Genomic DNA, 14,180 nt, shown 5'->3' on the forward strand with positions numbered 1-14,180 from the left:
TCGGGCTACTGGTTGCGCACGCCACGGCGCGACGCGATGAGCTGCGAGATGACGACCAGGACCGTCAGCACGACGACGAGGACCACGCCGATCGCCGACACCAGGGTGGTGTTGCCGTCCTGGTACTCCTGGAAGATCGTCACGGAGAGGACTTCCTTGCCCGGGGTGTAGAGCAGGATGCTGCTCTGCAGCTCCCGGAAGCTGACGATGAGGAGGTAGACCCATCCGCCGATCAGGCCCGGCGCGGCCAGCGGGAGCAGGACGCGCCGCATCGTCTCGAACCAGCGGGCCCCGGAGACGTGGGCCGACTCCTCGAGCTCGGCCGACACCGTCGAAAGCGCGGCGCCCGCGTACCGCATGCCGTAGGGGATGAACCGGGTCGTGTAAGCGATGAAGAGGATGACCAGCGTCCCGTAGATCGGCAGCGACGTGCGGAGGTACACCACCGCCAGCGCGACGCCGAACACGAGACCGGGGATCACCAGCGGCGAGAACGCCAGTGCGTCGAGCAGCCGCCGGCCCGACGACCTCGTGCGGACCACGACCCAGGACGCGACCGCGGACAGGACCATCGCCGCGGTGGCCGCGCACACGGCGACGATCACGGTGTGCTCGAACGAGTGGATGATCCCGCTGTCGCCGAACAGCGTGCGGTAGTTGTCCAGGTTCAGGTCGCCCAGGGCCTGGAGACTGGGTTGCTCGTAGTTCTTCAGCAGCGACGAGTAGAGCAGGATCAGCAGCGGCAGCACCACGGCGAGGACGAAGTAACCCAGCACCAGCAGTGCCGCGACCCACCTCCCCCGGCCGAGTTTCTCGCGCCGCGGCCGGAACGCCTTGCCGCTGATCATCCCGGACTCGCGCAGCGACCCGCCCGCGCGCCCCGCCAGCCAGACGCCGACGCACGCGATCACCAGCAGGCCGATCCCGATCGCCCCGATCGCCTGGTAGTCGGTGGGGTATTCCTGGTACAGGTAGTAGAGCTTGCTGGTGAGCACGTAGTGCCCGCCCGAGAGCCCGAGGAACGTGGGGATCTCGAAGACTTCCAGCGACTGCACGAAGACGATGAGCGCGGCGCCCGCCAGCGCGGGCTTGACCATCGGCAGGGTGATCCGGGTCAGCACCCGCCACCGGCCGAGCCCGGCGACCCGGGCCGCCTCCTCCATCGACGGGTCCGCGGCGCGGAAAGCCGCCGACAGCAACAGGAAGACGATCGGCGCGGAGTGCAGGCTCTGCACCCAGATCATGCCCCACACCGAGTAGACGTCGAACGGCCGGATGCCGAACAGGAACCCGGTGACGTTGTTGAGCAGACCGATGTTCGAGCTGCCCAGGAAGATCCACGCCGGCGCGTACAGGATCGCCGGGATGATCAGCGGGATCAGGGCCGAGAGGCTCAGCAGCCGCCGGAACGGGACGTCGGTGCGCTCGGCCAGGTAGGCGAACCCGCCGCCGATCACCATCGACACGACCATCGAGCCGAAGGCGAACGCCAGCGTGTTCCCGATCATCGCCCAGGTGTCGGAGTCGTTCGGGAACGCCCGGGCGAAGCCCCCGAGGCCGGCCGAGCCGTCGTCGGCGACGAAGGTCCGCCAGAGCAGGAAACCCAGCGGCACCAGGACGAGGTAGCCGAGCAGCAGCACGACCACCGCCACGACCACGTGCTTGGCCTGGACGCGCGCGAGGACCCGGCGCAGTACCCCGGGGCCCGGCCCGGGGCCGGGACCGGCCGGCGGCCGGTCGAGAAGGGTCTGGGTCATCGCGGAAGCACCGGATCCTTGCCCTTGAGCAGGTTGCTCCACGCCTCTTGCCACGCGTTGCCCCGGTCGGAGGCCAGGGTCCGCCAGTCGTCGTACACGAAATCGGTTCCTTCCGGCAGGCGCGGCCGGTAGCCCGGGATCGCCGCGGGGTTGGTGGGGATGTAGCCGGCGTCGTGCAGGTACTTCTGCGCCTCGGTGAGGTAGAAGTCGCAGAACAGCAGCGCGGCCGCCGGGTGGGCCGCGCCCTTCATCGGGTCGGCCCCCAGGATCTGCAGCGTCACGGGGTCCATGGGCGGGGAGAACGAGAGGTCCTTCGCGCGGCTGGGCACGTACTGGAGGAAGTCCGACAGGAAGACCGGGAAGTCGCCCGCCTGCAGCAGCGTGGTGTTGGAGACGTGGCCGTCGACGACCCGGAAGTTCTTCGCGACGCCCTTCATCATGGCGGCGAAGTCGTTGTCGGACATGCCTTTCTGCTTCGTGTAGTAGTTGTACACGTCCTCGTACCAGTTGAAGTCGCCCTGGTTGACCGCGACCTTGCCCTGCCACTTCGGATCGGCGTAACCCGCGAGATCGTGCGGGAGCCCGCCGGGCTGGACCAGCCGCACGTTGTGGATCGGCAGGGTGGCGATGTAGTAGGCCCCGACCATGTCGTCGGTCTTCGCCTCGGCCGGGATCGTCGACGTGATGTCGCTCTGGTACGGGGCGATCAGGCCCTGCCCGCCGAGGATCGCCATCTCGGAGTCCTTGGTCTCGACCACGTCGTTCAGGACCCGGTGCGCGCCGGCTTCCTGCAGGACGCGCCCGCGGACCTGTTCGGTCGTCGCGCGGTAGACCGCGACGTCGATCCCGTATTCCTTCTCGAAAGCGGGGACGATCTTCTTCTCGATCGCGGTGTTGGTGACGTAGATGACCAGCTGGCCCTCGGCCTTGGCTGCGTCGACGAGCTGGTCGTGGCGCGATTTCCCCTTCAGGGCGGCGAATTTCGCGTAGACCGCGACCGCCTCGGTGTTCACAGGGGGAAATCCGCACGCCGCCGTCAGGCCGCCCAGGCAGGCCACAGCGAGCAGGCAGGCAAGGCGCTGCCGCGGCTTCTCGAGCATCGTTGCTCCTCATTCCGGTGACGGCTGCGCTCCGCGCACCCGCGTACAGAGACTACGTGATGTCGAACAATATGACTAGCAATATTGTCGGACAATCAGAGGTCGACGACGAGCTCCGAAGTGGCCGCCCTGCTGCAGCACAACGAGATGACCGAGCCGGACGCCTTCTCCCCCGGAGTCAGCACCACGTCGCGGTGGTCCGGCGTCCCCGAAAGCACCCCCACCACGCAGGTTCCGCACACGCCCTGCTCGCACGCCGTCGGGACGAACACGCCCGCCCGGTCGAGGACCTGGGCCGGGGTCTCGGTCGCGCCGACCTCCACGGTCACCTTGCTGCGGGCCGCGGTCAGCACGAACGGACGTCCTTCGGTGTCGGCCTCGTGCTTGAAGTGCTCGACCCGGAACGCCCCGGCCCCGATCCCCGCGGCGAGGGCGCCCTTGCGCACGAAGTCCATGAACGCCTCAGGCCCGCACACGTAGACCGTCGACTGTGGACCGGCCGCGCGCAGCACCTCCTCCGGGGCGAACGCGCTCCCGTCGGAGTCCGCTCCGACGTGCAGGGCACCGGGCGGGACGAGGGATTCGAGTTCGGCGGTGTAGACCGCCCGGTCGGGCGCGCGCACGCGGTAGTGGAACTCGAAGCCGGCGTTGCGCGCGGCGAGCCGGCGCGCCATCGCCAGCAGCGGGGTCACGCCGATGCCCCCGGCGATCAGCACCGCGTGCTCGTCGTCCTCCACCAGCTCGAACGTGTTCTTCGGCTCGCTCACGAGGATCCGGTGCCCGGGCCGCAGCCGCTCGTGCACGAACCGCGAACCGCCCCGGGAGTCGGCGGTCTTGAGCACCGCGATCTTCGCGGTTCCGTCCTCTTCGGACGCCGAAAGCAGCGAGTACTGCCGGATCAGGCCGTTGGGCAGGTGCACGTCGACGTGCGCGCCCGGCCCGTGGCCGGGCCACGGGCTGCCGTCGACCGGGCGCAGCTCGACCTCGAGGACACCGCTGCCGACGATCCGTCGGCCGCTGACCTCGACCTCGATCGTTCCCTCCGGCGCGGTCACGAAGCCGTCCCCATGCGGTCGGCGGCCAGCCGCACGACCTGGCGCGACGACAGGGCCAGCAGCGGGTGCGCCCCGGCTTCGACGAGCGCGTCGAAGCCCGGGCGGCGCAACGCGTCCTGGAAGCGGGGGTCGAGGCCACTGGCGGCGATCACCGCGTCGGCGTCGCGCGCGTAGTCGTCGCGCAGCTGCTCCTCCACGATCAGGCGGTGGAGGAACCGGTTGAGCGGCAACGACTCCGGCTCGGGGAACTTGTAGTAGACGAAGTCCTCGCTGGTGAACTCGTACCCGCCGTACTTCGGCACCGACACCTCGCGGCTCGCCTCGTGCACGGTGCCGTCGGCGGCCTGGGGCAGGAACTGCACGACGCCCTGGCCGTGGTGGGCCAGCTCCTGGTACGAAAGCAGGTGCCCGGGCAGCTCGCCGATGATGCCGAGCAGCACGAACCAGGTCAGAAGCTCGCTCTCGCCGACCTCGTCGAGGTTGACGGGGGTGAGGTCGAGCAGGTCCTGGTACCGGCCGGCGGCGGTCTCCTGGACGACCCAGCGGTCGAACTCGTAGTTCGGCGCCATGTACCGGGAGGTGCCCGGGAAGTGGGACATGCCGCCGCTCGCGATGATCGCGATGCGCTCGTCGCGGGTCTCCAGCGCGCGGCCGATGGCCCGGCCCAGCTCGTAGCAGCGGCGCGGGCTCGGGATCGGCGGCAGGTAGGTGTTCACCAGCAGCGGCACCACCGGGGCGTCGGTCTTGCCGAGGATGTACTTGAACGGCGTGAGGAACGCGTGTCCCAGCACGGCTTCCTGGGAGTAGGTGACGTCGAAGCCGTCGGCGATCACCTTCTTCAGCAGGTCGACGGCGACCTCGGTGTGCACCTTCTTGTGCATCTGCTGTTCCATGTAGTGCGCCTCGCACTCCTGCGAGACCACCATCGTGAACGTCGGCACCGCCTCCAGCCAGAAGGTCTCGAGGTGGTCGAGGCCGATGACGAGCACCGCGTCGGGCGCGGCTTCCTCGATGGCCGCGCCGAACGCCACCAGTGCGTCCGTGCTCTTGTCGAGCTTGTCGAGCTCCTCGTGCTGGGGCCGGCTCAGCAGCTGCGGCGCGTGGACCGCGGCCGCCGCCGCGACGATCTCAGCCATGCGTTTCTCCTTCGGGGGATGTCGGGGCTCGGTGGCCTAGAGGTCCAGGGTCTGCGGGGCGAAGACTTCGTCGAGCGACACCTTGCGCACGGCGATGCCCTGCTCGGCCACGTACTGGCCGAGCCGGTCGAGCATCGTGCGGTTGGCCGCCATTCCGTACGGCACGGGGTCGGTCGCGGCGAGGCGGCGGGTGGCGTCCGCGGTCGCGGGATCCAGCAGCCGCCACGGTTCGAAGCTCTTCGCGGCCTCGGCCAGCACGGCGGCCTTGGCCTCGGTGAAGGCCGAGTACAGGTTCAGCACCAGCCACGGCAGCTCCTCGGCGAGCTCCCGCCGCACGGCGACGCAGTGCGTGGCGTGCAGACCGGTGCCGCCGGCGAGGTAGCGGGCCCGTTCGGTCTCGGGGTCGAACAGCCGGCGCACCCTCAGGTCGGCTTCGCTGCGTTCGGGCGAGCGGTCGACGAGGTTCTTCTCCGACAGGTACAGCAGGGATCCGGCGAGGTAGTCCTCGGCGAGCAGGGTGCCGATGTTCTCCTCCGGCGACATCACGTCGACGCGCACACCCTCGGGCGGCCGGAAGTCCGTCGCCGCGCCGTGGCTGTGGGCGGCACCGCGTTCCATGACCCAGTGGACGTCGGCGGGATCGACGCCGAAGTCGTGCTGCAGCACGCCGCGGCTCCACACCGCGGAGGTCTGCTGGTACTCCGGCACGCCGATCTTCCGCCCGCGCAGGTCCGCGGGGCTCTCGATGCCGGAGCGCTCGCCGACGACGATACCGAGGTGGCACAGCGTGCGGGTGGTGAACACGGGCAGGGCCACGAACCGCCGGTCGTCCAGCGAGGCCAGGCGGAAGCAGGTCGACAGCGACGCCTCGAAGACGTCGAACTCGGCGAAGTGCAGCTGCCGCCAGAACAGCTCCGACGGGTGGTAGGCCAGCATCGTCGGGTCGACGCCGGCGATCCGGGCGCGCCCGTCGAGCAGCGGGCGGGTGAACGTGCTGTCGGTGAGGGCGACGGTGAGCCGGCGCGTCATGCGCTCTCCCCCGCGCGATTCAGGATGAGCAGCAGGTAGCCCGTGGTCGAGGAGTTGTAGATGATCGGCTGGATCCGGTCGAAGGTCCACCCCTCGGCGACGGCGGTGTTGAGCTCGCGTTCGAGCTCTTCGGACACGGCCTCGGGCGTGAGGCCGGTGGCGCGGATGGTCACGATCTTGTAGGTCATGGGTCGCTTTCGTCGGTTCGGCGTGGGGCTCAGTACCAGGCGGACTGCAGGTCCTTGGCCGCCTCGCGCCAGGCGTCGTCCTCGGCCACGAGCAGGTCGGCGGCGCGGGTGTCGCGGTGGTCTTCGGGAGAGGCCCCGACCATCGGCTCCCCGCGCTCGGCGCGGTCGGTCGCTTCGAGCAGGAGCTTGCGGGCGGTGGAGATCGCCAGGTCGGTGCTGCCGAGCGCTTCCTTGCTGCGGTCCACGATCCGGCCCATGCCGGTCTGGATCGCGAAGTCCTGGGTGTTGACGCCCTCGATGCCGGTGAACGTCCGCGTGCGCTGCACCTCGCGGTCGATCATGAAGTCGTTCTCCGGTTCCCGGACCAGCCAGTACGTCCCGGGTTTGAAGTCCTGCGGGCCGCGGCCCATCTCGTCCTCGTGCTCGGCGAACCACCCCTGCGGCATCGGCTGCTCGGGCCGGGCGGAGTAGACGAAGTTGTAGATGGCGGTGTTGTGGTCGTCGATCGGCACCCAGATGTGGCCGCGCAGCGCGGGGTACTCGGCGTCCTCGCCCTGGCCGTGCCAGCTCAGCAGCACACTGCGGATCTGCATGAACGGCATGGCGAACTGGTACACGCGCAGGTAGCGGCGCCCGCCGCCGACGCGGCGCAGGCTAGCGTAGGTGAACCCGTGCGGCTGCAGCTGTACCTCCAGCTTCGGGTGCCGGTCCAGCGCCCGCAACGACTTGGTGTTGGACAGGTCGTTGTTGTGTGCGAACGACGAGTGGGCGGTGTCGATCCCGCCCTCGATCGCCTGCAGGTAGTTGCACGGCTCGTTGGTCTTCGAGACGCCGCGGTGGGTCTCGGGCGCGCGCAGCCATTCGTAGTCGGGAGGTTCGGGCATCGTGTCGACCGGCCCCATGTAGGTCCAGACGATCCCGCCGGCCTCGTACACCGGGTAGGCCTTGATCCCGGCGCGGAACCGCAGCCGTGCACCGGGTTCCTCCGAGGGCGTGTCGAGGCAGTTGCCGTTCACGTCGAACTTCCAGCCGTGGTACACGCAGCGCAGACCGCATTCCTCGTTGCGGCCGAAGAACAACGGCGCCCGCCGGTGCGAGCAGTAGGCGTCGAGCAGGCCGACCTCGCCGTTGGAGTCCCGGAACGCCACCAGGTCCTCACCGAGCAACCGCACCCGCACGGGCGGGCTGTCGGGCTCGGGGACCTCCTCCGACAGGACGGCCGGGATCCAGTACCGGCGGAAGACCTGTCCCATGGGGGCCTCGCCCTCGACCCGGGTGAGCCGTTCGTTCTGTTCTCGTGTGATGCGCATCTTGCCTCCGAGGGGAACTGTCAGGCTGCGGTGTGCACGGCAGCGCGGGGTGTCACGGCTGCGCGACGGTGACGGTCGCGTGGATGACGTCGGCGACGGGCCCGTCGCCACCGGTGGAGAGGATGGCGTCGGCCACCCGGTCGTACGGCACCGTCATCGTCGCGAGTGGACGGACGAGGTCGAGGTTGTCCTGCAGGATCCCGATGGCCGACTCCACCGCGTCGAAACTGTGCCCGCGCATGCCGACCACGGTGAGGCACTTCCGGGACAGGGCCCCGAGATCGATCCCGTCCTGCGGCTTGCGCTCGCGCACGGGCAGCACCAGCCGGCCCGACTTGCGCAGCACCGCGATCGCGTCGTTGAACACCGCGGCCGTACCGGACGCGGTGTTGACGACCAGGTCCACGCCCTCGCCGCCGGTGGCTTCCCGGATCCGCTCCACCAGGTCGGGGCCGCTGGTGAACGTGTGGGTGGCGCCCAGGGACCGGGCCGCGGCGAGCCGCACGCCGTCGCGTTCGAGACCGACCGCGACGATCACCGACGCGCCGGCGATCCGCGAAGCCAGGACGCACCCGAGGCCCTGCTGTCCCGGTCCGATCACGACGACCGCGGAGCCGGGGCCGGCGCCGCCGTTGCGGTAGGCCCACTCGTACCCGTTGGCCACCGGCAGCGCGAGGGTCGCGATGTCGGACGGCAGCGAGTCCGGCACGTGGTGCAGCACCGTGCGCGGGTGCAGGTACTGCAGTTCGCTGAACCCGCCCCACAGTCCCGGTGCCACGGTGAGCGCGGTGGTGCCGTACCGCAGCGCGTCGGGGCGCGCCGACGGGTCGGATTCGAGGCACCACCGGAACTCCGACGACCGGCAGAAGCGGCAGTGTCCACAAGGGAGGTACTCCTCCAGCAGCACGCGGTCCCCCGGCGCCGCACCCCACCTCGCGACCGCGGACGCCGTCGCGTCCGCGATGACCCCCACGGTCTCGTGGCCCATGACCCGGGCGGGCTCGTCGGCCCGGTCGAAGGAAACCACGTCGGAACCGCAGATCCCCACCGCCTCGACGGCGAGCAGGCCGTCGCCGCCGGTCAGGTCCGGGACGGGGAGCTCGCGGAACTCGACGGTCCGGCGGCCGGTCGTGACCGCGGCCCGGGCCAGACGCTCGTTCGGCACTGAAGGTGTCCTTCCCTCGTCGCTGATCTGGTTGTACTTTATTGTTAACAATCCTGTCGCGCAATCTGCGTGAGGATGTAGTTCGCATAACGAAGGGGCGGGATGAGCACCTACGTACTGGTTCACGGGGCCTGGCACGGCGGCTGGTGCTGGCAGCGGGTGACAGCCGAACTCCAGCGGCTCGGGCACCGGGTCTTCGCGCCGACGCTGACGGGGATCAGCGACCGGCGCCACCTGATCTCCCCGGACGTGGCGCTCGAAACGCACACCGAGGACGTACTCGCCCTGCTTGAGGCGTGGGACCTGACGGACGTGGTCCTGGTGGGACACAGCTACGCCGGGCAGGTCGTCACCGAGGTGGCGGCGAGGAGCCGCGCCCGGATCGGGCATGCGGTGTACCTGGACGCGTTCGTGGCCGACGCCGGCGAGCGCGCGATCGACCTGCTGCCCGACCACGTGGCCGGGCACTACCGGGAATCCGTGGCCGGACCCGGTTTCGGGTGGCTGATCCCGCCGCGCTCGCTGGAAGTCCTCGGAGTGACCGAACAGGACGATCTGGACTGGCTGACCCCGCGGCTGTCACCCCATCCCTGGAAGACCTACCTGGACCCCGTGAGCGCCGCGCTGCCGCGTGACCTGCCGGCGACCTACCTTGACTGCACCGACTGGATGGCCGTGTTCGCGCCCTACGCCAAGCGAGCCGCCGAGCGCGGGGACGACGTCCAGGAGCTGCGCACCGGGCACGAGGCCATGGTCACGGCTCCGGCCGAGCTCGCCGGCGCCTTGCAGCGCGTCACCGTCTGAACCGGCTCACGCCGAGTCCACTCCGAACAGAGAGAGCCTCCATGGAGTTCCTGGTCCGATCGACCACCAGTTTCCCCCCGCACCTGACCGCGGACCACATCGGTGAGCTGCGAGCACAGGAGCGCGCCCTCGCGATGCGGCTGCGCGCCGAGGGCGTCCTGACGAAACTCTGGCGGCTGCCCGGCAAACGCGGCACGCTCGCCCTGTACGAGGCCCGGGACGCCACGCACCTGCACGAGATCCTCACCTCGCTGCCGCTGTTCCCCTACCTCGACGTCGAAGTCGAAGCCCTCGCAACCCATCCGCAGGAGCTGCTGCCCGAGGTCGTGAACCTCGCCGCCGCGGCGGCCGGGACGAACGGTGCAACCCGGGCGTGACCACCGCCGGCGGATGGTGCCGAACGGCCGCGAGCGCATCGTGCCCATCCGCCGGGCGGCGCGAACATCACTTCGGCGGATCCGCCGCGGCCGTAGCGTCTTCTCGTTCCGTGACGCAGGATGGGGGCATGCTTTCGAATCCGATGTGGCGCCGGTGCGGGGAAAACGTCGAGATCCCGGGGGTGACCGCGTGACCGGAAATCGCCTGCGGGGCTACGTTTCGCACAGCGAAGACTTGCGATCCGGGCGGCTCAGTCCCCGTGCCTACCTCGAAGAAACGCTGACCCGCATCGACGAGCTCGACCCCACGGTGGCCGCGTTCGTCGTCCTCAACCGCGAAGGGGCGCGGCAGGCGGCGGACGAGTCGGCGCGGCGGTGGGCCGCCGGGCAACCGCTGTCGCCGATCGACGGCATGCCCGTGGCGATCAAGGACATCATCGAGACCGCCGACATGCCGACCGGCCAGGGCTCGCCGCTGTGGGAAGGCACCGAAGGCAACCGCGACTCGGCGAGCGTGCACGCGTTGCGCGAGGCGGGCGCGGTCATCGTGGGCAAGACCACCACGACCGAGCTGGCCTCGAAGCACCCGTGGCACGAGACCACGAACCCGCACGACCCGAGCCGCACGCCGGGCGGCTCGTCCAGCGGCACGGCGGCGGCCGTCGGGGCCGGCATGGTCCCGGTGGGCCTGGGCACGCAGCTGCTCGGCTCGATCCTGCGCCCGTCGAGCTTCTGCGGCGCGGTGGGTTTCAAGCCGAGCGTCGGCGCTGTCAACCGGAGTGGTTCGCACGACCACTTCAGCCAGAGCTGCCAGGGCTCGATCGGCGCGACGCTCGCCGACACCTGGGCGGTCCTGCGCGCCATCGCCGACCGCGCCGGCGGCGACCCCGGCTACGGCGGCCTCGCCGGCGACGTGGACTTCACCCGGCGTACCAAGCCGATGAAGCTTGCCGTCCTCGAAACCGGCGGCTGGAGCGCGACCACCGAAGGCGCGCGCCAGGCGTTCGCCGCGGCGAGGCAACGCCTGCAGGAGCACGGCATCGAGGTCCTGGACCGCACGCAGGACGAGCGGATCGAAACGGCCGAAACCGCCGTCGCCGACGCACTGCGGCTCACGCAGGCCATCGTCGCCTGGGAGGGCCGCTGGCCGCTCAACACCTACGCCGACCTGGACGCCACCAAGCTCAGCCTCGACGCGCGTGAACGCCTGAAGATCGCCGAAGCGATGACCCAGCAGGAATACCGCGAGCTCCTCGCCCAGCGCGCCGCCGCCCGCGCCACCTACGAGACCACCGCGGCCCACTTCGACGCCACGATCACCCTCGCCGCCTGCGGCGCCGCCCCGACGGGCCTCGACTCGACCGGCAACGTCGCCATGAACGTGACGGCGTCCCTGCTCGGCTGCCCCGCCTTGACCCTCCCGGTCCTGGCGGACGACGGTTTGCCCCTCGGCCTGCAGATCCTGGGCCGCACCAACCGCGACGCGGAGCTGTTCGAGGTGGCGAACTGGATCGCCGACGAGGGACTGGGCCGCCCGGACCTGGTGGGCAGCGTCTCCCGGTAGTCCGCGCCCTGCCCTGGCCGCACTACGCGGTCGACGGGCCGGGCAACACCCCCGGCCACCTCGCACGGCTCGTCGACCGCGATCTACTTCTTCAGGACGAAAGTCAGAACCCCGATGACCAGCGTGACGAAGACGCCGGTCAAACCGATCATCGCCGAGCGCCAGGCGTGGCTTGCCTCGGTGCGGTGTTTTCGGTAGTCGTCGTTGCTCACTGCGTGCACCGCGGCATAAGACTTGGGGAGCCGCTGGAGCGACCACGTGCCCGACACAACGGCCAGGAACGTCAACCCGCCGCCCAGAAACCAGCCGGCGGCACCCATATCGGGAACAATTCTCAAGGGCGTGATCACAGCCAGCACCGCCGCGAAAAGATAAGGCCATGCCGCCGCCCGGTAGCGGGCGGACGGTCGGGGGGCCAGGTCGGTCCTTCGTCTGCCGTGCCCGTGCCCACCGCGTGTAAACGGCTTCGCTCACATGCCGTTCGCCGATCGCGACCGCCTGGGTACTGGCGAGGATCACCTCGACCTTTCCCGACTTCACGACGATGCGACGAAGCTCTGCATCAGACAGCTTCGGAAGGTCCGACGGCTCCTCGAACGAGCCGCCGTCGAATTCGAACTCGGTGCGAGTCGCCCCGTCGGCGAGACCCTCGCGGAGAAGCTCTCGGAGAGCTTCAAGGTCGTCGATGGTGACATGAACCCGGCCGAGTTGCCGCCGGTGCCGGCCGAGGGCCTGCTGCTGGTCCAGAAGCCCGCGTCGCTTGACCGTCATCGGTGAAGCGTATCGAGCAACGTAAAACGATCTTTGACCTCATGGCCGAATCCGCAGGAAATCGCGAGCACACCCACTCAACCCCGACCGAAGGCGCAGCTTTACTGACCAGCCCGGTACCGCCCCGGTGTCGTGCCCACGAGGTTGCCGAACGCGGCGATGAAGTGGCTCGGGTTGGCCCAGCCGCAGGCGTGCGCGACGTGGGTGGTGTCGTGGCCCTCGGACAAGAGGACGAGGGCGTGGTGGATGCGCAGCTGGGTGCGCCACTCGTGGAAGGTCATGCCGAGTTCGTGGTGGAGCAGGCGGCTGAGGGTGCGGGCGCTGGCGCCGGTCGTCCGTCCCAGGTCGGCGAGAGGGGTGTTGTCCGCGGGGTTTTCGGAGAGCACACGGGCGACGGCGCGCAGGCGGTCGTCGTAGGGGTCCGGCAGGTGCAGGGGCTGTTCGGGGGCCGCGTGGAGCTCGTCGACGAGGACGCGGCGGAGGCGGGCGCGCGCGGCGGGCGCGAGGGGGCGCGCCGCGGGGTCGTAGTTGCGGGGGCCGGTGAGGGTCAGCAGCACGCTGCGGGCGAGGTCGGACGCGGTGAACACGGCGGGGTGGCCCGGCACGAGCCGGGCCAGCGACGGGGGCAGGAAGACGATCCGCATGTCCGTGTCGCCGTGGGCGCGGTGCTGGTGGCCGGCGCCGGCGGGGGTCCAGGCGACGCGGTTGGCCGGGACGATGGAGGTGCCCTGTCCGGTGTGGACGGACAGGACGCCGCGGGCCGCGTAGACCAGGTGGCCGCGTGAGTGGGACGACACGGCGCTGGTTCCGCCCGACGGCCACCGGTGCGCGCCGCCGGACGGCCAGACGTGCGAGTGGGCAGGTTGGCGGCCGTCGGGCATGGGTTGGCATTTTACCGGTGGCCGGACACGCTGCAGCCGGGTGAGAGTGCACGGCATGACGACGACGATGCGAGCGGCGGTGTGCGTCCGAGCGGGCGGGCCGGAGGTGCTGGAAGGTCAGTGAGGTGCCGGTGCCGGCCGTGCGGGAGGGCTGGAGCCTGGTGCGGGTGCGCGGCGCGGGCCTGAACCGGTCGGAACTGAGGACGCGCCAGGGGCATTCCCCGACGTGAGGTTCCCGCGGGTGCTGGGCATCGAGTGCGTGGGAACCGTCGCCGCCTCCACCGATCCTCTGCTGCCGGAGGGCACCACCGTCGCGGCCGTGATGGGTGAACTGGGGCGGGAGTTCGACGGCGGCTACGCGGAGTACGCCCTGGTGCCGAACCCGCTGCTGATGCCGATTACGACGACCTTGCCGTCGGAAGTCCTGGCCCCCCTGCCGGAGACCTACCTGACCGCCCAGGGCGCGCTGGACACCCTGGCGGCCACGCACGGGCGGCTGCTCATCCGCCGCGGGACGTCGTCGGTGGGGCCGGCCGCCGCGTCGATCGCGGCCGCCCACGGGGTCGAGATCGCGGCGACGACCCGGCAGCCGGCCAAGGCCGACGCCCTGCGCGCCGCCGGTGTCGACCACGTGCTCCTCGACCCCGGCGGCTCGCTCGCCGCGAGCGTCCACGCGCTCTGGCCCGGCGGACCCGACCACGTGCTGGACCTCGTCGGGGCGAGCACGGTGGTCGACTCGCTGGGCCTGGTCCGGCGCGGCGGGACGGTGTGCGTGGCGGGTTCGCTGAGCGGGTGGGTGATCCCCGACCTCGAACCGATCGCTATGATCCCGTCCGGGACGAAGCTCACGCCGTTCCACAGCGACACCGTCCAGGGCAGCACGGCCGCATTGCAGCGGGTCGTCCGCGAGGTCGAAGCCGGCGGGTACCGGCCCAACGTCGACCGGGTCTTCGGCCTCGCGGACATCGCCGAGACCCACCGCCACCGGGAAAACGACCGTGCCACCGGGAAACTCGTCGTGCTGCCCTGACCGCGCACCGCCG

At 70.4% G+C, this 14,180-nt stretch carries 15 protein-coding genes; 5 read left to right on the top strand and 10 right to left on the bottom strand.

Annotation, left to right across the window (positions count from 1 at the left end; genetic code table 11):
* Positions 1–5: 5 nt before the first annotated feature.
* The 8 genes from ACQPXB_RS28520 to ACQPXB_RS28555 form a co-directional block, all read right to left on the bottom strand.
* The gene (locus ACQPXB_RS28520) at positions 6–1,757 is read right to left on the bottom strand and encodes an ABC transporter permease (protein ID WP_432845077.1); all 1,752 of its coding nucleotides are present in this window, start codon (positions 1,755–1,757) and stop codon (positions 6–8) included.
* Positions 1,754–2,857, bottom strand: a complete 1,104-nt coding sequence (locus ACQPXB_RS28525) for an extracellular solute-binding protein (RefSeq protein ID WP_432845078.1) — start codon at positions 2,855–2,857, stop codon at positions 1,754–1,756. Before ACQPXB_RS28525 ends, ACQPXB_RS28520 begins: the two co-directional genes overlap by 4 nt.
* Positions 2,858–2,952: 95 nt before the next feature.
* Positions 2,953–3,912, bottom strand: coding sequence for a PDR/VanB family oxidoreductase (locus tag ACQPXB_RS28530; RefSeq protein ID WP_432845079.1), 960 nt, complete (start codon positions 3,910–3,912; stop codon positions 2,953–2,955).
* Positions 3,909–5,048, bottom strand: coding sequence for a hypothetical protein (locus tag ACQPXB_RS28535; RefSeq protein ID WP_432845080.1), 1,140 nt, complete (start codon positions 5,046–5,048; stop codon positions 3,909–3,911). Before ACQPXB_RS28535 ends, ACQPXB_RS28530 begins: the two co-directional genes overlap by 4 nt.
* 36 nt (positions 5,049–5,084) lie before the next feature.
* Complete coding sequence (locus ACQPXB_RS28540) at positions 5,085–6,077, bottom strand: ABC transporter substrate-binding protein (protein ID WP_432845081.1); 993 nt, start codon at positions 6,075–6,077, stop codon at positions 5,085–5,087.
* Positions 6,074–6,265 carry a hypothetical protein gene (locus tag ACQPXB_RS28545; RefSeq protein WP_366583674.1) on the bottom strand — a complete coding sequence of 64 codons (192 nt, stop codon included), beginning with the start codon at positions 6,263–6,265 and terminating at the stop codon, positions 6,074–6,076. The genes ACQPXB_RS28540 and ACQPXB_RS28545 overlap by 4 nt, the downstream gene beginning before the upstream one ends.
* A gap of 29 nt (positions 6,266–6,294) precedes the next feature.
* Entirely contained in the window at positions 6,295–7,575 is a 1,281-nt protein-coding gene (locus tag ACQPXB_RS28550) for a Rieske 2Fe-2S domain-containing protein (RefSeq protein WP_432845082.1), read from the bottom strand.
* Between the two features lie 52 nt (positions 7,576–7,627).
* A complete protein-coding gene (locus ACQPXB_RS28555; protein WP_432845083.1) occupies positions 7,628–8,740 on the bottom strand; it encodes a zinc-dependent alcohol dehydrogenase in 1,113 nt (370 codons plus the stop codon).
* 102 nt (positions 8,741–8,842) lie between these two features.
* Here ACQPXB_RS28555 and ACQPXB_RS28560 point away from each other — a divergent pair, with 102 nt between their 5' ends.
* From ACQPXB_RS28560 to ACQPXB_RS28570, 3 genes are all read left to right on the top strand, one after another.
* On the top strand, positions 8,843–9,544 hold the full coding sequence (locus ACQPXB_RS28560; RefSeq protein ID WP_432845085.1) for an alpha/beta fold hydrolase: 702 nt from the start codon (positions 8,843–8,845) through the stop codon (positions 9,542–9,544).
* A gap of 41 nt (positions 9,545–9,585) precedes the next feature.
* Positions 9,586–9,921, top strand: coding sequence for a muconolactone Delta-isomerase (locus tag ACQPXB_RS28565; RefSeq protein WP_366583670.1), 336 nt, complete (start codon positions 9,586–9,588; stop codon positions 9,919–9,921).
* A 190-nt stretch (positions 9,922–10,111) separates the two neighbouring features.
* Positions 10,112–11,485: an amidase gene (locus ACQPXB_RS28570; protein ID WP_432845086.1), complete on the top strand. Its 1,374-nt coding sequence runs from the start codon at positions 10,112–10,114 to the stop codon at positions 11,483–11,485.
* Positions 11,486–11,568: 83 nt separating this feature from the next.
* Here ACQPXB_RS28570 and ACQPXB_RS28575 read toward each other — a convergent pair whose 3' ends face one another.
* A complete protein-coding gene (locus ACQPXB_RS28575) occupies positions 11,569–11,844 on the bottom strand; it encodes a hypothetical protein (RefSeq protein ID WP_432845087.1) in 276 nt (91 codons plus the stop codon).
* A 115-nt stretch (positions 11,845–11,959) separates the two neighbouring features.
* Here ACQPXB_RS28575 and ACQPXB_RS28580 point away from each other — a divergent pair, with 115 nt between their 5' ends.
* On the top strand, positions 11,960–12,262 hold the full coding sequence (locus ACQPXB_RS28580; protein WP_432845088.1) for a hypothetical protein: 303 nt from the start codon (positions 11,960–11,962) through the stop codon (positions 12,260–12,262).
* Positions 12,263–12,357: 95 nt separating this feature from the next.
* Here ACQPXB_RS28580 and ACQPXB_RS28585 read toward each other — a convergent pair whose 3' ends face one another.
* A complete protein-coding gene (locus ACQPXB_RS28585) occupies positions 12,358–13,137 on the bottom strand; it encodes an AraC family transcriptional regulator (RefSeq protein ID WP_432845089.1) in 780 nt (259 codons plus the stop codon).
* 241 nt (positions 13,138–13,378) lie between these two features.
* Here ACQPXB_RS28585 and ACQPXB_RS28590 point away from each other — a divergent pair, with 241 nt between their 5' ends.
* Complete coding sequence (locus ACQPXB_RS28590; protein WP_432845090.1) at positions 13,379–14,167, top strand: zinc-binding dehydrogenase; 789 nt, start codon at positions 13,379–13,381, stop codon at positions 14,165–14,167.
* The last annotated feature ends 13 nt before the right edge of the window (positions 14,168–14,180 follow it).

It is taken from the genome of Amycolatopsis sp. CA-161197, from assembly GCF_050942255.1.
GTDB lineage: Bacteria > Actinomycetota > Actinomycetes > Mycobacteriales > Pseudonocardiaceae > Amycolatopsis.